The following is a 17,993-nucleotide window of genomic DNA, read 5'->3' on the forward strand; positions in this document are numbered from 1 at the left end:
AAATCATGAGTTCGGAGTTTATCATCGGTATGGCGGGACAGGCGGTATACACCGTTTTAAAAATCAGTGCCCCGATGCTTATTCTTGGACTGGTAGTCGGTCTGGTTGTGAGTATTTTCCAGGCGACTACACAAATCCAGGAGCAAACTCTTGCCTTTGTACCTAAAATCGTAGCTGTAATGCTCGCACTGTTGTTATTTGGTCCGTGGATATTGACAGTTATGGTTGATTACACTGGTGATATCCTCGGCAATTTATACAAATACATTGGTTAGGCTGATTGCTTATGGAGATACTGCAGCAAAGTTTTCCTGTTTTTTTGCTTATTTTTTGTCGAATGACCGCTTTTTTTGTAGTTTCACCTATTTTCTCGTCCCGAAGCGTACCGAATACGTTTAAGATAGGGATCGCTCTTTTTATCTCGCTTTTAATTTTCCTTCTCAAAGGAACATCAGTCACCATATCCGAGGAACCGGGAATATACGTACTGCTCGTTCTTCGCGAAGTATTGATCGGGTTGCTGCTCGGTTATGTCGCTTATCTGATGTTCACGGTTATTCAAATGGCCGGTTCCTTTATTGATATTCAGACCGGTTTTGGTATAGCGAGTGTGTTTGACCCGCTGACAGGAGCTTCGGCACCGATGATCGGTAACTTCAAATACATGTTTGCCATACTGCTGTTCCTGAGCATGAACGGTCATCACTATCTGATTCAATCGGTATTGTACAGTTATGATTGGATACCACTGGATGCAGAGATTATGAGTAAGATGATGGATGGCTCCATCAGCGAATTTCTTATTCGTACCTTCAGCAACTCGTTTATGATCGCATTTCAAATGGCAGCACCGATCGTTGTAGCAATGTTCCTGACGGATGTGGGACTCGGGTTCCTCGCACGGAGTGCTCCGCAGTTCAATATCTTTGTTATCGGAGTACCGGTCAAAATTATTGTCGGTCTGTTCATGCTGATGCTGCTGACACCAAGTTTTGCCTTTATTTTCGAAAATTTGTTTGGACAGCTATTTCAGGCGATGCAGTCTTTATTGAAAGTAATCGGCACAGCTCCACAGCCCAAGTAGACTCGGAGGAAGGGAGGCAGTACATTGGCATTCAGGTTACGAATGAATCTGCAGTTATTCTCTGGCGAGAAAACAGAGGAAGCAACACCCCAGAAGCGCCAGGAGACCCGTAAAAAAGGCCAGGTTGCCAAAAGTATGGATATACCAGGCGCAGCGATCATGCTGGGTGGGATATTATGCTTACTTATGTTTAATGATTTTTATATGAAGCGTATTACCTGGCTATTTACAGATGCCTTCATCCACCGGATGTCTACTGAGGTAACGGTCGTTAATATTATGCAGATGCTGGGACAGTATGCCATACAGATTTTATTGCTGCTTGGTCCTGTCTTCGGTATTGTCGTTATTCTGGCTCTGGCTGCAAGTTATGCCCAGATTGGGTTTCTGTTTACCGGAGAGCCGATCACACCCAGATTCAGCAAGCTCGATCCAATCAAGGGATTCAAAAATATCGTATCGATGCGGTCTTTTGTAGAGTTTATCAAATCAGTACTGAAAATGAGTGTAATCGCTTATCTTGTATACAGTACGCTTGAGGGCGTTATACATGAAATTTCCAAAACAGCGTATATGTCCGTGGAGGCCATTCTTCATTTTACAGGGCAGCTTACCGTGAGCCTCGGAATCAAAGTCGGAGTTGCGCTATTTATTCTCGCCATACTCGATTATATGTACCAGCGTTATGAACACAATAAAAGTATCCGAATGTCCAAGCAGGATATCAAGGATGAATATAAAAAGTCGGAAGGGGACCCGTTGATAAAAGGGAAAATCCGTGAAAGACAGCGCCGGATGGCGATGCAGCGGATGATGCAAGAAGTACCTAATGCCGATGTTATTATTACCAACCCGACTCACTTTGCGGTGGCACTCAAATATGATAATTCGCAAATGGCGGCGCCTCAGGTGATTGCCAAGGGTCAGGATCATATGGCATTACGAATTCGCGAAGTAGCAAAGCAAAATCACGTCGTGATTATGGAAAACAAGCCGCTGGCTCGTGCACTGTTCGCCAGATCGGAAATTGGTGATTCCATACCTGCAGATTTGTTCCAGGCTGTAGCGGAAGTACTCGCGTATGTATACAAAGTCAAAGGCAAAACAAAGTAAGGGATCGGAGGGCTGAATAACATTGAAGAAAAAAGACCTGGTTGTCCTTGTAGGCGTTATTGGAATTATCATGATGATGATCCTTCCGATCCCGGCATGGCTGCTTGACGTATTGCTCATCGTCAATATCTCACTGGCAATGATTATTTTGCTGATTGCGATGAACACCAAGGAAGCGCTGGAATTTTCCATATTCCCGGCAATGCTGTTGATCACAACACTATTCCGCCTTGCGCTGAATATTTCTACAACCAAACTGATTCTTGGAGAGGGTGATGCCGGATCGGTTGTTGCTACATTCGGCAGCTGGGTAGCCGGTGGACAGATTGCGGTAGGTTTCATCGTCTTCCTGATTCTGGTTATCGTACAATTTATCGTTATTACCAAAGGTTCAGAGCGGGTTGCAGAGGTAGGCGCACGCTTTACACTCGATGCAATGCCCGGTAAGCAGATGAGTATCGATGCAGATTTGAACGCAGGTCTGATCAACGAACAACAAGCCAGAGAACGACGCAGCAAAATTGAACGTGAAGCTGATTTTTATGGTGCGATGGATGGTGCGAGTAAGTTCGTTAAAGGGGATGCTATTGCAGGTATTATTATCCTCCTGATCAACTTGATTGGTGGATTTATTATTGGGATAGCGATTCATGGAATGGCATTCGCTGATGCTCTTTCGACGTATTCCATATTGACCATTGGTGATGGTCTGGTGAGTCAGATTCCTGCACTGCTGATCTCTACAGCAGCAGGTCTGATTGTTACCCGTGCATCTTCCGAAGGCAATCTGGCTGATGATATTACCAAGCAGCTGTTTTCTTATCCAACCCTGCTGTATATTGTGGCAGGCGTTATTACGCTGCTGGGTCTATTTACACCTATTCACTTCCTTACGACTTTCCCGCTGGCTGTTCTGCTTTTCATTGCAGCTCGGCGTATGCAGGCGAATCTGACGCAGAAGATAGCAGAAGCAGAACAGCATGAAGAAGAACAACAGATCGAAGAAGTTCGCAGTCCGGAAAGTGTTATCAATCTGCTGCAGATCGACCCGATCGAGTTCGAATTCGGTTACGGATTGATTCCGCTGGCTGATACCCAGCAAGGTGGAGATTTACTGGATCGAATTATTATGATTCGTCGTCAATGCGCACTTGAACTGGGTCTTGTGGTCCCTGTTATTCGTATTCGCGATAATATTCAGTTAAAACCTAACGAATATGTAATCAAAATTAAAGGAAATATCGTAGGCGGTGGTGAATTATTACTAAATCACTACCTGGCCATGAGTCCTGGTTTTGATGATGATTCCATTACAGGTATAGAGACTTTGGAACCAGCTTTTGGTCTTCCTGCTTTGTGGATTGATGAATTAACCAAAGATCGGGCTGAATTATCCGGATATACGGTGGTTGATCCGCCTTCCGTAGTAGCCACCCATCTGACCGAACTGATCAAAAAGCACTCCCACGAGCTGCTGGGACGTCAGGAGACACGTTCTTTGGTCGACAATCTGCGTGAAAACTACCCTGTATTGGTGGATGAGCTGATTCCTTCAATCCTGTCGGTAGGTGACGTACAGAAAGTATTGGTTAAATTATTAAAAGAGAAAATTTCCATTCGCGACATGGTAACTATATTTGAGACACTGGCCGATTATGGAGCTTATACCAAAGATCCGGATGTATTGACTGAATATGTACGTCAGTCCCTTTCCCGGCAGATTACACAGCAGTTTACCAGCCAGGGAGAGACGCTGCGTGTTATTACCGTCGGTCCGAATCTGGAGAAAAAGATTGCAGAAAGTGTGCAGCAGTCCGAGCAGGGAACCTATCTTGCGCTTGATCCGGTGTCCACACAATCGATGTATCAAAAAATTAATGAGCAGGTTAACCGTTTGCTTCAAATGGGACAGCAGCCTGTTGTGCTGACTTCCCCGGCAATTCGTATGTATCTGCGCCAGTTGATTGAACGTACCATGCAGGATATACCCGTTTTATCCTATAGCGAACTGGAACCCAATGTTGAAATTCAAAGTGTCGGGGTGGTGAACTTATGAGAGTAAAACGCTATATCGTTGATACCATGCCGGATGCCATGCTGAAAATCCGTACAGATCTGGGCAGTGATGCAGTCATACTGAGCACCAAGGAACTCAAGACTGGCGGATTTCTCGGTATGTTCCAAAAGAAAAAGATCGAAGTTATCGCTGCGGTAGAGAAGGAGCAGGTCCAGGAAGCGCCCAAGGCACAGCCTGAACCTGTTATTGCAGCAGCAGCTCCGGTGCCCAAAAAGGCAGTGCCTGACGCTTATCGCAAGTCCAGTCAGGCTTTTGCTGAATCCATGCGTCAGGCTCTGGCTGCAGATCAGCCGGAACCTGCCTCTTCTGCGCAAGCAGCAGTGCCTCCTTTGCCAGAGGAAGAACCGTTTGTGCCGGAAGTGGCCCGTGCCAGACTCCAGCATATTCCCGCAGCAGCTGCCACAGTGGCAGAACATGCCGTGACGGATTCGACTGATCAAATGTCGGAACAACGACTGTTTGAAGAACTGCGCCAGATGAAGCAGATGATGGCCGATCTGACGCGGGATAAAGAAAGAGCCGATCTGCCGGAGCCGCTTCATAATCTGATGAATCAGCTCAAAGCACAGGGTGTGGAGCAGCCGCTGCTTGACCTCTGGATGGATCAAATTGTACAGCAGTCTGCCAATCTGGAGACAATAACGGCAGCAGAAGCCAAATCTGCAGCCAAATCACAGATTGAGCAGTTTACCGCAACACGCATTGGCGGTGGCATTGATCCCCAGACCCGGATTGTGTATATTGCCGGGCCGACAGGTGTGGGCAAGACGACCACTATCGCCAAGCTTGCTGCAGAGCAGTTATTTAAATACAAACGTAAAGTAGGATTTATTACCTCGGATACGTACCGTATATCTGCTGTGGAGCAGCTGAGAACCTATGCATCCATTCTGGGAGTACCACTTGAAGTGGTCCAGTCGCCAGGGGATTTGCAGCGCTCACTGCAGCGGTTATCCGAATGTGATCTGATTTTGATGGATACAGCCGGTCGCAATTATCGGAACGAGCTGCTTGTATCCGAACTGCAGAGCCTGCTGGCTCCGCTGGAGCAGAGCGAGACCTATCTGGTGCTGGCACTGACATCCAAAACCGAGGATATGCGCACCATTACAAATCATTTCAGCAAATATCCGCTGGATAAAGTTATTTTTACCAAGGCTGACGAAACAGGAAGCTATGGCGCACTGTTTAATTTGCTTCAGGACCATCCGCTGCGTCTGTCCTATATGACCAATGGACAGAATGTACCGGATGATCTGCTAATGCCAAGCCCTGATTTCCTGGCGAATCTGTTACTGGGAGAAATTCTGCCATGATGGATCAGGCCCAATCGTTAAGAAACCTGATGTCTGCCAAAGCAAAAGCGCTGGAAGCTCCCGAACGCGGTGCGAAAAACGCCAAGTTTGTTGCCGTTACGAGTGGTAAGGGGGGCGTAGGCAAGTCGAATTTCACATTGAATTTTGGGCTTGCCCTGCAGCGCCTCGGACGTAAAGTACTCGTATTTGATGCGGATATAGGAATGGCAAATATCGATGTTCTGATGGGCGTACGTTCGCAGTATAATCTCTCGCATCTTTTGAGCGGAGAAAAAGAGATCGACGAAATTATTGAAAAAGGCGCCGGATCTTTGCCATATATTGCCGGTGGATCAGGCTTAAATTCATTATTTTCTCTCTCTGAGAAAGATTTAGTTTACTTTACTACTCAAATTCAAAAAATTGCTGCCGATATGGATTATATCCTGTTTGATACAGGAGCAGGACTTTCGAAGGAAACATTGCAGTTCATTATGTCGGCAGATGAGTGTATTGTGGTCACCACTCCGGAGCCAACAGCGATCACTGATGCTTACGCCCTAATCAAGGTTGTGTACGGGATGGAGGAAAGCACAAACTTCAAACTGGTCGTCAACCGGGCAGAGAGTCAGAAAGAAGCGGTTCAGACCTCGGATAAGATCAGGCTGGTAACGAGCCGGTTTCTGAATCTCGAAATTCCGATGTTGGGATTTGTAAGTGATGACGCGCATGTCAGCCAGTCAGTGAAAAAGCAAGTTCCCTTTTCGATCAATGCTCCTGGATGTCACGCTTCAAGAGACATCCAAAACCTGGCCATGCAGTATGTAGTTTCGCCGGATGCCCGCCAGGAGGGAAGCTTAACAGGAATCAAAGGATTTATACAGAAATGGATGCGGCGTACTAAATGATTCTGTAGGGACAGAGGTGCTATCATTATGGCAACTTATAAGGTACTGGTTGTAGACGACTCCCCGTTCATGCGAAAAATTGTTTCCGACTTGATTGAGGCTGATGCTACATTCCAGGTTATTGACACGGCAAATAACGGGCTGGAAGCTACCCAGAAAGTTATGGAGCTCAAACCCGATGTAGTTACAATGGATGTCGAAATGCCCGAGATGAACGGGCTGGAGGCGCTGAAAGTGATTATGGCTCAGCGTCCGGTGCCGGTCATTATGCTGTCCGGTATCAATGAACAGGGCATGCGTGAGACGATCATGGCGCTGGAGAATGGTGCCTTTGACTTTATCCGTAAACCTTCGGTCAGCAATTCACAGGATATTCAAGAAGTAGGACAGCAGCTGCTGAGACAGCTCAATACAGCTGTACACGTATTGGAAAGACGCCGCAAGCGGGCGGAACAAAAAAACATGGCGGCTGACGCTGCTCCGTCGCCATCCCTGCCGCAAGTCGAGAAGAAACGGGAAGAGACCATTACTCCTCCACCTTCTCAGGCAGCGCCTCACCACAACAAACTGTCTGTCGAGGAGTCGTCCAGACGTCCTCAGCCAGGCAACCTGAATCCACCGCCTGTAGGCAGACCTGCACCACCGCTGAATAATCGGACAGCACGACCTGGACGTACTGAGGATCTCAAGCCATCCAGACCGGCTGTACCTCCCAAACCAGCAGAGCCACGCACAGCTGCGCCGAGTCCGCTCAAGCCAGCTGAGCCCAAAGTACCAAAAGCTCCTGCAGCTCCAGTTAATCCGTTAGCTCGTAAAGAGCCTGAGAAGCCTTCTGTAGCGTCTTCGGCTCCTGGAGCTACTTCGGATGGTATTACAGGCAAAACGTCCCATACTGACGTTCCTGCGGCCTCTATCGGCAAACTGGTGGCGGTAGGCTGCTCTACAGGTGGGCCCAGAGCACTGAAAAGCTTTCTTGAAAAGATCCCAGCGAATTTCCCGGCTCCTATCGTGATCGTGCAGCACATGCCGCCGAACTTCACACGTTCTCTTGCGCAGCGTCTGAACAGTCTGAGCCAGATTACGGTCGTAGAAGCTGAACAGGGAATGCCGCTTCAGCCAGGGACAGCCTATATTGCACCCGGAGGTTATCATATGACAGTTGTTCGTAGTCAGGGCGGCTATCGTATTCAGCTTTCACAGGAACCACCACGCAACGGGCATCGTCCTTCTGTGGATACGCTTTTTGCCTCAATCCGCCCATTCTCCGATTTGCAGCGCTATGCTGTGATTATGACAGGAATGGGAAGCGATGGCGCGAAGGAAATGAAAAATTTATACGACAGTGGCGTAATCCCTACCTTCGCAGAAAACGAAGATACCTGTGTCGTATACGGCATGCCGCGATCGGCTGTAGAGCTTGGATGTGTAAATCACCTCCTGCCATTACCTGAAATTGCGCCTAAACTTGTACAAATCGTTAAATAGCTTATAACAAGCCCTATGTTACTTTATGGAGGAGGTGTCTCACGATGGACATGAATCAATATTTATCCATGTTTATTGATGAGTCGAACGATCATCTGCAGTCATTAAATGAAAAAATGCTGGAACTAGAAAGCAATCCCACTGATCTGGGCATTGTACAGGTTATCTTCCGCTCAGCGCATACGCTGAAAGGGATGGCTGCTACAATGGGATTTGAAGATCTGGCGGCGCTGACGCACCAAATGGAGAACGTACTGGATCTGGTGCGTAACGAAAAGCTGGCCATGCAGGAATTTATCTTTGACACGCTCTTCAAGGGTCTGGATGCTCTGGAGTCAATGGTACAGGACATCACGCAGGGCGGCGAAGGTAAAGCGGACGTTACAGCGATTGTGGAATCGTTGCAGGCTATCGTACGCGGTGATATTCCGGCAGGAGGAGCTTCTGCACCGGCAGCAGCAAGCACGCCAGCGGCTGCACCGGCAGCGGAAATAGCGGTGAAGGACAGCAAAGGCATCCAACTGGATGAGTTTCAACAATCCGTTATTGAACAATCCATGGCAGAAGGCCACCAGGCGCTGTACATGGACGTGGCAATCCGCGAAGACTGCCAGCTCAAGGCGGTTCGTGCCTATATGGTATTCGATCTGCTGGAGCGCTACGGCGATGTGATCAAATCCGAACCGTCCACTCAGGATATTGAGCAGGACAAGTTCGAACGCAGCTTCTCGCTGTACTATGTAACACAAAAAGATCCGGCTGAGCTCCAACCGATGGTTACCAGCATTTCCGAAATCGAGAGCGTAAATGTAACCCGTCTGGATGCCCAATCGCTCAAGGAAATGTCTGCCGCTCCGGCAGCAGAACCTGAAGCAGCCCCGGCACCGGCACAGCAAACAACAACTGCATCAGCACCAGCAGCAGCTCCTGCAGCAGCGCCAAAAGCAGCGGCCGCTCCAAAGGCTGCTGCCAAAGCCCCAGCACCGGCACCATCCCGTACGATTCGTGTAGACATTGATCGCCTGGATGTACTGATGAACCTGTTCAGCGAATTGCTGATTGACCGCGTTCGTCTGGAACAGCTGGCGAGTGAAGTCAAGGTTCCTGCCCTGACCGATACGGTAGAGCATATGGGACGTGTAAGTACAGACCTGCAGAACATTGTTCTGAAACTTCGGATGGTACCAGTCGATACTGTATTCAACCGTTTCCCTCGTATGGTACGTGACCTGGCTAAATCGCTTGATAAAAAGCTGGATCTGGTTATTACAGGTGCAGAGACAGAGCTTGATCGTACCGTTATCGATGAGATCGGCGATCCACTCGTCCACTTGCTTCGCAACTCTGTCGATCATGGCGTGGAACCGGTAGCTGACCGTATTGCGGCTGGCAAAGAAGAGACAGGTACGGTAAAACTGAGTGCTTTCCACAGCGGTAACCACGTATTTATCGAGATTGAGGATGATGGCCGCGGAATCAACCGTGAGAATGTTCTTAACAAAGCGATCAAAAACGGCATTGTTACGCAGGATGTAGCCAACACCATGAAAGATGAAGAAGTGTACCAACTGCTGTTTGCCCCGGGCTTCAGTACTGCCGAGGTCATCTCTGATGTATCCGGACGCGGCGTTGGTCTGGATGTAGTTAAATCCAAGATCACTTCGCTGGGCGGCCATGTTATGGTAACTTCCGAACTTGGAAAAGGAACGAAGTTCTCGGTACAGCTCCCACTGACATTGTCCATTATTTCTGCAATGCTGATCCGTGTTGGATCGGAAAAATATGCGATTCCACTGACTTCAATTGTGGAAACCGGCATCATCAAAGCGAAGCAGGTACGTGATCTGCATGGCAGTCAGCTGATTCCTTACCGTGACACGCATATCCCGCTTCTCTCCCTCAGCCGTGTATTTGAAGTACCTGACTTCGATGAGCGTGAAGAGGAAGAGACCGAGATTGTCGTTATCCGCAAAGGAGATAAGCTGGCAGCAATTGCGGTTGAGAACTTCATTGGGCAGAACGAAATCGTTCTGAAGAGCCTGGGAAGCTATCTGCCGGAAACACGCGGCATCTCCGGTGCGACGATTCTGGGAGACGGCCAGGTCGCTTTGATTATTGATCCGAATGCATTTATTAAATAATGCAGTCCATTTATTGAGGAGGATTTACCCATGGATGAATTAAAAGTTATCGTTTTCAAACTAGCAACGGAAGAATACGGCATTGAAGTCGACAAAGTACAGACGATCGAGCGCATGATGCCGATCACCCGCGTCCCGAAAACACTTGGTTTTGTCAAAGGTGTTATTAACCTGCGCGGTGTGGTTATCCCGGTTATCGATCTGCGTGGACGGTTTAACCTGCCGTCCCAGGAATACAATGATCAGACCCGTATCATCATCGTTGAAGTCGAGAAGATGCAAGTTGGCTTTATCGTGGATTCCGCAAATGATGTAGTTGACATTAAACGCAGCAGCATTGAGAAACCGCCTGAAGTAGTGGGCGGTGTCAAAGCCAGATATCTGGACGGAGTAGCAAAGCTTGATGAAGAACGGCTGCTGGTTATGCTCAATCTTGCGGAAGTACTGGACAAGACCGAAGTCGTCCAGTTAGAGAGCATTGAGGACTAATATGGACCTGTTCAAAAATCTTGAAGGGTTCAAAATGGATGTGCTCAAAGAAGTAGGGAATATCGGGGCAGGCAATGCAGCCACTGCCCTCTCCCAGCTCCTGGACAAGCCCATCGATATGGCCGTACCCAAAGTGCAGATTCTTCCTTTCGAACAGATTGCCGAAAAAGTGGGCGGTCCCGAACAAATCGTACTGGCTATCTTTTTCCGGGTCGAGGGAGAAGCGCCGGGTAACCTGTTTTTCGTACTGACGCCAGAGGCAGGCAAAGGACTGCTGCGACGTTTGGCAGGCATTGAAGCCAGTGAAGAGGAATTTTTTACGGAAATGGAGCAGTCAGCGCTCGCAGAAATTGGTAATATATTAGCAGGGTCCTATTTATCTTCTCTGGCTGATTTTACCGGTCTATCCATGAGCCCAACCGTTCCGGGCCTGGCAATGGATATGGCAGGTGCCATTCTGAATTACGGACTTCTCCAGTTCGGTCAGATGGGCGATGATGCCTTATTGATCGATACCACCTTCCTTGAAGGAACTGAAGTTGTAGAGGGACAGTTTTTTCTGATTCCGGATCCCGAATCATTTGATAAAATTTTTAAATCGTTGGGAGTTCCGCTCCAAGATGATTGAAGAACAAAATGTTGTCAAAGTAGGTATGGCCGATTTGAACGTCGTGAAGACATCCGGGATAATTCGAACGACGGGATTGGGCTCGTGTGTTGGCCTTACACTGTATGACAAAAATGTTCAACTTGCCGGTATGGCCCATGTTATGCTGCCTTCTTCGGATATTGCACGTGAAGGGCAGCTCAATATTGCAAAGTACGCAGACACCGCGCTGCCGGCATTATTGCAAAAAATGCAGGATATGGGTGCTGTACGCTCACGCCTGATCGCCAAAATGGCGGGTGGAGCACAGATGTTTACTTTTTCAAGTGGTGGTGATCACATGCGGATTGGTCCTCGCAATGTGGAAGCCTGTAAATTATTTTTGAAAGAATACAATATTCCTTTGATTGCCGAGGATACCGGCGCGAACTACGGACGTACCATTGAAATGAATTGTGTTACTGGTATGTTGTCGATTCGCAGTGTACAAATGGGTAAGAAGGAAATATAGGGTATGGCAGGGAATATTAAACTTAACCTCTGGTTTGGGATAATAGGGTTTGTCATTACCTTCCTTGTCTCTTTTGGAAATAATTTATGGACCACAAGTCTCTTTAGAGGAATATTAGGGTTTGTAGTGTGGTTCCTGCTGGCATTCGTACTGCGCTTTATTCTGGGGATTCTTGCGAATCCCGCAGGCGCAGTACCGAAAATGCCGACCGGGAACGAAGAATTAACTCAACAGGAGCTTTCTCAGGACGATCAGGACAGAGGAAGCCATTTTGATGTTGTGACACCTGATCAGGATAGTGAATTGCATGATTTGCTGACACCGAAGCCAGCAGATTCAGGGCAGAAGGACGAATTTGCTCCTCTTAACCCTCCCAAACTGGTTTCAACCAAGCAACAAGATCCAGAGGAACTGGCGAAGGCTGTACGCCATCTGACACAAAAGTAAGGAGGGTGAAAGCAATTGAGCGAGCAAAAAGGAAGTCATCTTAACCACATCGAATTATGGATCCAATGGAAAGAACATGGCGATGTAGAAGCCAAAAAAAGATTGATTGAAAATCACCTCGGCACTGTTGAATATGTCTCAAGCCGCCTTGCTATCGGTCTCCCCAAGAATGTATCCAAAGACGATCTGATGAGCAATGGAGTCATGGGATTAATCGACGCCATTGAAAAATTTGATTATAAACGCGGTCTTCAATTCGAGACGTATGCGTCCTGGCGGGTAAGAGGCGCTATTCTGGACGGTTTGAGACAAGGAGACTGGGTCCCACGGTCTGTACGCGAGAAAGCCCGCAAAATTGAAGATGCCTACCAGCAGTTGGAGCAAAAGTATATGCGCTCTGTCTCTGATGCTGAAATCAGCAATTATCTTGACGTGAGTGAACGTGAATTCCAGACCATGCTGCAGGATGTCGCAGTCATGACAATCACCTCGCTGGAAGATCCTATCCGGGAAGAAGAATCCGAGACGCGGATGTCCCTGATTGTGGATGAAAAAGCCAAAAATCCGGATCGCTCCGTCAATGATTTTGTACTGAAAGATTTGCTGATGAAAGGGATCGAAAAGCTTACCGAAAAAGAAAGAACGGTTGTCTCACTACTTTATTATGAAGACCTGTCACTCAGTGAAATTGCAGAAGTTATGTCACTGTCTCCATCCCGGATCTCGCAGTTGCACTCCAAAGCAATTCTTCGTCTCCGCGGAGCACTCGACAAACAAAGAGGTCTGTTAATGCAGGATATGTGAACGCCGCTATAAGCAGGAAAGGGGAAAATGGCGTGACCTCTCAACTATTGCTGGATGAATACTTGAAGCTTAGCTTTTCGAATGACAAGTCTGTAGCTTATCTGGAACTTACGAAACACGATGAACAGTTTGAATGCACTGCTGAACAACTGGAGGGATTTTTGCGTACACAGGGAGTGACCTACGGTATACGTATGGATGAATTGCAAAAAATCGCCCTTCAGCCGGAACAATATGCATCCGAAGCTATCGCAGTAGCTTTTGGTGTCAAACCGGTCAATGGAATTGATGGCAAAATTCAATACAATGTATCGCTGGACTCCAATCCAAGAAGACCACTTGAGACCGAAGATGGCAAAGTGGACTACAAAGAAATTATACGTCTCAACAATGCGATGAAAGGGCAGCTGATTGCCGAGAAGGTTGATCCGCAGCCCGGCGAGCCTGGCATTGATGTCAGTGGCGAACCAATTCCGTACAAACCCGGCAAGGAAGCACGATTCAAAATCGGTAAAAATATTGTGCTGAATCCGGAACAGACCGCGATGTATGCGGCGATTGACGGAATGATTTCACGCACGGATAACGGCAAAATCAACGTATTTCCCGTTTATGAAGTAAATGGGGATATTGATTACCATACAGGCAATATTGATTTTGTAGGAACGGTAGTCATTCGCGGTAATGTGCTTTCCAATTTCCGGGTCAAGGCTTCGGGGGATATCCGGGTTGTAGGCGGAGTGGAAGGTGCCGAACTGGAAGCGGGCGGCTCGATCGAAATTACCGGCGGTATTATCGGCTACCATAAAGGTCTCGTTAAAGCCGCTGTAGATGTGAAGACAGGCTTTATCCAGGATGGTCATGTGCAGGCTGGAGAATCGGTTATCGTCTCGCAGAGCATCATGCATTCTCAGGTACAGGCCGGTAACAGTATCCTCTGCAATGGACCCAAAGGTCTGATTGTAGGCGGACATTTACAGGCAGGGGAAATTATCGTAGCCCGTACGATCGGCAACACCGCGTACACGGTAACTGAACTGGAAGTAGGCGTACTGCCGGAGCTGCGCAATCGGCTTGTGAGCCTGAGAAATGAGCTCAAAACGCATATGGAAAATCTCGACAAAACCGAGAAAGCATTGACTTTGCTCGACCAGTTGGCTGCTGTTGGACAGCTCGGCCCCGATAAAATGGCGCTGCGCATCAAGCTGTCTGCAACCAAAAAGAGTCAGCTGCGTGAGCGGGACGATATCAAAGACAGTATTCTCAATATCGAGAGAACACTGGAACAATCCGTCAAAGCCAAAATCGAAGTCATTCATTCAATTTATGGCGGATCCAAGCTGGTCATCGGCCGTTATACCAAGTATATTAAAGATACGGCACAGCGCGTTCACTTCATTTTCGAAAATGGAGATATCGCAATGCTGTCCAATCATTAATTAAATTGTGAGGGCAGGTGTTCGTCATGGGAATGAGAGCTGTGGAATTGCAAATTGCGGTACCTCGTACCAGCGATGCAGGGAAGATTCAACAGGAGCATCTTATACGTCCGGCGCTGGATCAGGCAATGCTCGCTGATCAGCTGAATGAGCAGGCAGACCGTATGCGTACCAAAAGTGATGGAGTCAAGGAATCTTCCTCCGCTTCCATCCATGACGGCCATCCCGGTGAGCAGCACGCTTCCGGCAGGCAGCATGAGCAGGAAGAAGCTATCCAGGAACCTACTCCTGCCGAACATCCATACAAAGGCAAACATATCGACCTGTCCTTCTAAAGACAGGTTTTGTTTGCCATTCGACGACATAATTATTAGGGTGAGTAAATATGGGCGAACTTCCGCCATGGGTATATATTGTTCTTTTGGGAGCGATCGCTGTAGTCTACGGCATCATGCTTCCCCGAAAAAATAATGCCAAAGCAGCCGATCCCGCCGTATCCGCTACAGTGGAAAAGGTTGAGGATACGCTGGAGCATTACATGACCGAGATTGAAAAGGAAAACGAGGAAATTATTGATCTGGTATCCCAGATCAAACAGGAATCCACAGCCAAGCAGCTGGCCCTGCAGGAGCAGGTAAGCGAGATGAGGCAGCGTCTGATGGAACTGGAGCAAAAAGCTTCTGCTACCCCTGTACAGCCTGTCTATCAGCAGATCCCCGTAGTACCGGTACCAATAGAAGTCCCGGCTGCATCTGTCGATATGAGAGGGTTTAATCAGCAGGGAGAAGCCTTGCGCCAGTCAGCAGCCCGTATGATGGAGGAACAGTCCGACACGGCTCCGGTGACAATTGTCGAAGAGACACCTTCCGAAAAGATCCAGGACCGTTATCCGGAGCTGTTCAAGCTGCATGAGAGCGGCAAGTCCGTGGACACGATTGCCAAAACGGTCGGTTTGCAGCGCGGTGAAGTACTGCTCATTCTGCAGCTGGCCAAACAGGAGGAACAATCGTGATCAAAAATCGTTCTTTGATTATTGGAATAGGAATAGGGATGATCGTAGGAGCCATTTTGCTGCAGCTTGTGAATATCGGCAAAGGCCAGACGATGATGGATGGAACACAGCTGACCCCGGAGCAGTTGCAGGAGGCTGCACAAGCCCAGAATATGCAGGTGTTCAGCTCGGATCAAAAAGTATATACGGCTGAACAGTGGAAGCAGCTGCAGGCAGAAGAGGCAGCTAAAAAGGAAGAAGCGCAAAACGGCAGCAAGGCAGCATCCACTACCAAAGAGCCAAAAGCGCCAACCAGCCCGCAGCAGCCAAAGGCGTCGTCCAACGAGACCACCAGCCAGCCCAAGCAGCCGGCGAGCAGTAAGAACAGCCAGACACAGCAATCCAAAGCTCCATCCTCTCCAGAGTCACCCGATGTAAGCTTTACAATTAATCCTGGTGAAAATCTGGATGATGTTGCTTTTTCCCTCAAAAAGGAAGGGCTGATCAGCAGCCAAAATGAATTCATCAACAAAGCTTCAGAACGCAAGGCCAACACCAAGCTCCAGATCGGTACTTTCAAGATTGGAACCAAACAGGATTACGATGATATCATCAGCGTGATTACCGGACAGCCATCTTCATGATACACTGCGAAAAGCGGCGTGAAGGTGGCTGTTTTTCTGCCCAAAATCAAACGTATTAAGATTGGGTATTGCACATTATATTAGCGTTATGGTATATTAATTGGTGGTGTTAAAACACACGCTTTCTGATTTCAGGCAAAGGTGCTTTTCATTGAAAAGTCTTGCCGAAAGTGGACGAGAGCGGAGGCACACAAAAAACCAAATCTTAGGAGGAACACACAAATGGCAGTTATTTCCATGAAACAGCTTTTGGAAGCTGGCGTACATTTCGGACACCAGACTCGTCGCTGGAACCCAAAAATGGATCGTTACATCTTTACAGAAAGAAACGGAATTTACATCATCGACCTGCAAAAAACAGTTAAAAAAGTCGATGAAGCTTACAACTTCGTAAAATCCGTAGCAGCTGACGGCGGTACTGTACTGTTCGTTGGTACTAAAAAGCAAGCTCAAGATTCCGTTAAGGAAGAAGCTGAGCGCGCAGGTCAATTCTACATCAACCAACGTTGGTTGGGTGGTACACTGACTAACTTCGAAACGATCCAAAAACGTATCAACCGTCTGAAAGAACTGGAAAAATGGGAAGAAGACGGTACTTTCGAAGTACTCCCTAAAAAAGAAGTAATCTTGCTTCGTAAAGAGAAAGATCGTCTGGAGAAATTCTTGGGCGGTATCAAAAACATGAGAGGCCTGCCTAGCGCCCTGTTCATCATCGATCCTCGTAAAGAGCGTATTGCTGTTGCAGAAGCTCGCAAACTGGGTATCCCAATCGTAGGTATCGTTGATACTAACTGTGATCCGGACGAAATCGACTATGTAATTCCAGGTAACGATGACGCGATTCGCGCGGTTAAATTGCTGACTGGAAAAATGGCTGATGCGGTTATCGAAGCTAACCAAGGCGAGCAAACTACTGCATAATTAGCTGATCACGCATTAACATGGCAATGAAGATTGCGTAAAAATAAAAGGGTGGTTGGTAGGTGTATAGCCTTTCACTGCCCTTTTTTTAAGATATCAGAGGAATTGCAAATTTAATTTCCTGATAAAATATGGTAAGCTTCTACTGGGTGTATCCCGGTAAAGGATACCAGGGTGAAAAACGATCGACAGCCCCGGCTGTGCAGGTCGGATGGATGTTACTTAAATACTCAATTATATGGAGGTCACAATAATGGCAGTTAGTGCAAGCGCAGTAAAAGAGCTTCGTGAAAAAACAGGCGCAGGTATGCTGGATTGTAAGAAAGCACTGGAAGAAACAGGCGGCGACATCGCAAAAGCGGTAGACGTACTTCGTGAAAAAGGTCTGTCTGCAGCAGCAAACAAAGCTGGCCGTGCAGCAACTGAAGGTACTGTTGAATCTTACATCCACGCTGGCGGACGTATCGGCGTACTGGTTGAAATCAACTGCGAAACTGACTTCGTAGGTAAAACTGATCAATTCAAATCTTTCGCTCGCGACATCGCTATGCAAATCGCAGCAGCTAACCCGCTGTATGTTCGTCGTGAAGAAGTTCCGGCTGAAGCGATCGAGAAAGAAAAAGAAATCCTGAAAGCACAAGCTCTGAACGAAGGCAAGCCTGAGAAAATCGTTGAAAAAATGGTTGAAGGCCGCATTAACAAGTACTATGAAGAGTACTGCCTGCTGGAGCAATCTTTCGTTAAAGATCCAGACAAAACAATCAGCCAACTGCTGAACGAAAAAATCAGCACAATCGGTGAAAACATCTCTATCCGTCGTTTTGCCCGCTTCGAACTGGGTGAAGGCCTGGAGAAAAAAGAAGACAACTTTGTTGAAGAAGTTATGGCACAGGTTAACCGCTAATCCGATTCATTTCGGGTGGCATCACCGAAAAACGATTCAGTTATAACAAACAAGGAGGGGACACAGACTGTGTTCCTTCTTTTGTAAGATCGTTTAATTACGGAAGCCTGTAAGTGGAACCGGAACAGAGTAA

The 17,993-nt window shown here is 47.6% G+C and carries 19 protein-coding genes; all 19 read left to right on the forward strand.

The features are described from left to right. Window positions 1–5: 5 nt before the first annotated feature. The 19 genes from fliQ (at window position 6) to tsf (ending at window position 17,860) form a co-directional block, all read left to right on the forward strand. A complete protein-coding gene (gene fliQ / locus WH45_RS15740; protein WP_046215372.1) occupies window positions 6–275 on the forward strand; it encodes a flagellar biosynthesis protein FliQ in 270 nt (89 codons plus the stop codon). Between the two features lie 11 nt (window positions 276–286). Beyond that, entirely contained in the window at window positions 287–1,084 is a 798-nt protein-coding gene (fliR, locus tag WH45_RS15745) for a flagellar biosynthetic protein FliR (protein WP_046215373.1), read from the forward strand. A gap of 24 nt (window positions 1,085–1,108) precedes the next feature. Continuing rightward, window positions 1,109–2,197: a flagellar biosynthesis protein FlhB gene (gene flhB, locus WH45_RS15750; RefSeq protein ID WP_200897713.1), complete on the forward strand. Its 1,089-nt coding sequence runs from the start codon at window positions 1,109–1,111 to the stop codon at window positions 2,195–2,197. Window positions 2,198–2,219: 22 nt separating this feature from the next. Further along, window positions 2,220–4,253 carry a flagellar biosynthesis protein FlhA gene (gene flhA, locus WH45_RS15755; RefSeq protein ID WP_046215375.1) on the forward strand — a complete coding sequence of 678 codons (2,034 nt, stop codon included), beginning with the start codon at window positions 2,220–2,222 and terminating at the stop codon, window positions 4,251–4,253. Continuing rightward, window positions 4,250–5,590, forward strand: coding sequence for a flagellar biosynthesis protein FlhF (gene flhF / locus WH45_RS15760; RefSeq protein WP_046215376.1), 1,341 nt, complete (start codon window positions 4,250–4,252; stop codon window positions 5,588–5,590). Before flhA ends, flhF begins: the two co-directional genes overlap by 4 nt. Continuing rightward, entirely contained in the window at window positions 5,587–6,477 is an 891-nt protein-coding gene (locus WH45_RS15765; protein WP_046215377.1) for a MinD/ParA family protein, read from the forward strand. The genes flhF and WH45_RS15765 overlap by 4 nt, the downstream gene beginning before the upstream one ends. A gap of 27 nt (window positions 6,478–6,504) precedes the next feature. Beyond that, window positions 6,505–7,962, forward strand: coding sequence for a protein-glutamate methylesterase/protein-glutamine glutaminase (locus tag WH45_RS15770; protein WP_046215378.1), 1,458 nt, complete (start codon window positions 6,505–6,507; stop codon window positions 7,960–7,962). A gap of 44 nt (window positions 7,963–8,006) precedes the next feature. After that, complete coding sequence (locus tag WH45_RS15775; RefSeq protein ID WP_046215379.1) at window positions 8,007–10,103, forward strand: chemotaxis protein CheA; 2,097 nt, start codon at window positions 8,007–8,009, stop codon at window positions 10,101–10,103. A 30-nt stretch (window positions 10,104–10,133) separates the two neighbouring features. Continuing rightward, window positions 10,134–10,592 (forward strand): chemotaxis protein CheW, encoded by a 459-nt coding sequence (locus WH45_RS15780; RefSeq protein ID WP_046215380.1) that lies wholly within the window; start codon window positions 10,134–10,136, stop codon window positions 10,590–10,592. Window position 10,593: 1 nt separating this feature from the next. Beyond that, window positions 10,594–11,220: a chemotaxis protein CheC gene (locus WH45_RS15785; protein ID WP_046215381.1), complete on the forward strand. Its 627-nt coding sequence runs from the start codon at window positions 10,594–10,596 to the stop codon at window positions 11,218–11,220. After that, the gene (locus WH45_RS15790) at window positions 11,213–11,710 is read left to right on the forward strand and encodes a chemotaxis protein CheD (RefSeq protein WP_046215382.1); all 498 of its coding nucleotides are present in this window, start codon (window positions 11,213–11,215) and stop codon (window positions 11,708–11,710) included. Before WH45_RS15785 ends, WH45_RS15790 begins: the two co-directional genes overlap by 8 nt. 3 nt (window positions 11,711–11,713) lie before the next feature. Beyond that, window positions 11,714–12,157 carry a hypothetical protein gene (locus WH45_RS15795; RefSeq protein ID WP_046215383.1) on the forward strand — a complete coding sequence of 148 codons (444 nt, stop codon included), beginning with the start codon at window positions 11,714–11,716 and terminating at the stop codon, window positions 12,155–12,157. Window positions 12,158–12,172: 15 nt separating this feature from the next. After that, entirely contained in the window at window positions 12,173–12,961 is a 789-nt protein-coding gene (locus WH45_RS15800) for a FliA/WhiG family RNA polymerase sigma factor (protein WP_046215384.1), read from the forward strand. A 32-nt stretch (window positions 12,962–12,993) separates the two neighbouring features. Beyond that, window positions 12,994–14,400 (forward strand): DUF342 domain-containing protein, encoded by a 1,407-nt coding sequence (locus WH45_RS15805; RefSeq protein ID WP_046215385.1) that lies wholly within the window; start codon window positions 12,994–12,996, stop codon window positions 14,398–14,400. Between the two features lie 26 nt (window positions 14,401–14,426). After that, window positions 14,427–14,735, forward strand: a complete 309-nt coding sequence (locus tag WH45_RS15810; RefSeq protein WP_046215386.1) for a hypothetical protein — start codon at window positions 14,427–14,429, stop codon at window positions 14,733–14,735. 50 nt (window positions 14,736–14,785) lie between these two features. Beyond that, window positions 14,786–15,412, forward strand: coding sequence for a hypothetical protein (locus WH45_RS15815; protein WP_046215387.1), 627 nt, complete (start codon window positions 14,786–14,788; stop codon window positions 15,410–15,412). Further along, window positions 15,409–16,035 carry a hypothetical protein gene (locus WH45_RS15820; protein WP_046215388.1) on the forward strand — a complete coding sequence of 209 codons (627 nt, stop codon included), beginning with the start codon at window positions 15,409–15,411 and terminating at the stop codon, window positions 16,033–16,035. The genes WH45_RS15815 and WH45_RS15820 overlap by 4 nt, the downstream gene beginning before the upstream one ends. A gap of 222 nt (window positions 16,036–16,257) precedes the next feature. Beyond that, window positions 16,258–16,956, forward strand: coding sequence for a 30S ribosomal protein S2 (gene rpsB / locus WH45_RS15825; RefSeq protein WP_017813707.1), 699 nt, complete (start codon window positions 16,258–16,260; stop codon window positions 16,954–16,956). Window positions 16,957–17,209: 253 nt separating this feature from the next. Continuing rightward, window positions 17,210–17,860 carry a translation elongation factor Ts gene (gene tsf / locus WH45_RS15830; protein ID WP_046215389.1) on the forward strand — a complete coding sequence of 217 codons (651 nt, stop codon included), beginning with the start codon at window positions 17,210–17,212 and terminating at the stop codon, window positions 17,858–17,860. Window positions 17,861–17,993: the final 133 nt, after the last annotated feature.

The organism is Paenibacillus wulumuqiensis (genome assembly GCF_000971965.1).
GTDB classification, from domain to species: domain Bacteria; phylum Bacillota; class Bacilli; order Paenibacillales; family Paenibacillaceae; genus Saccharibacillus; species Saccharibacillus wulumuqiensis.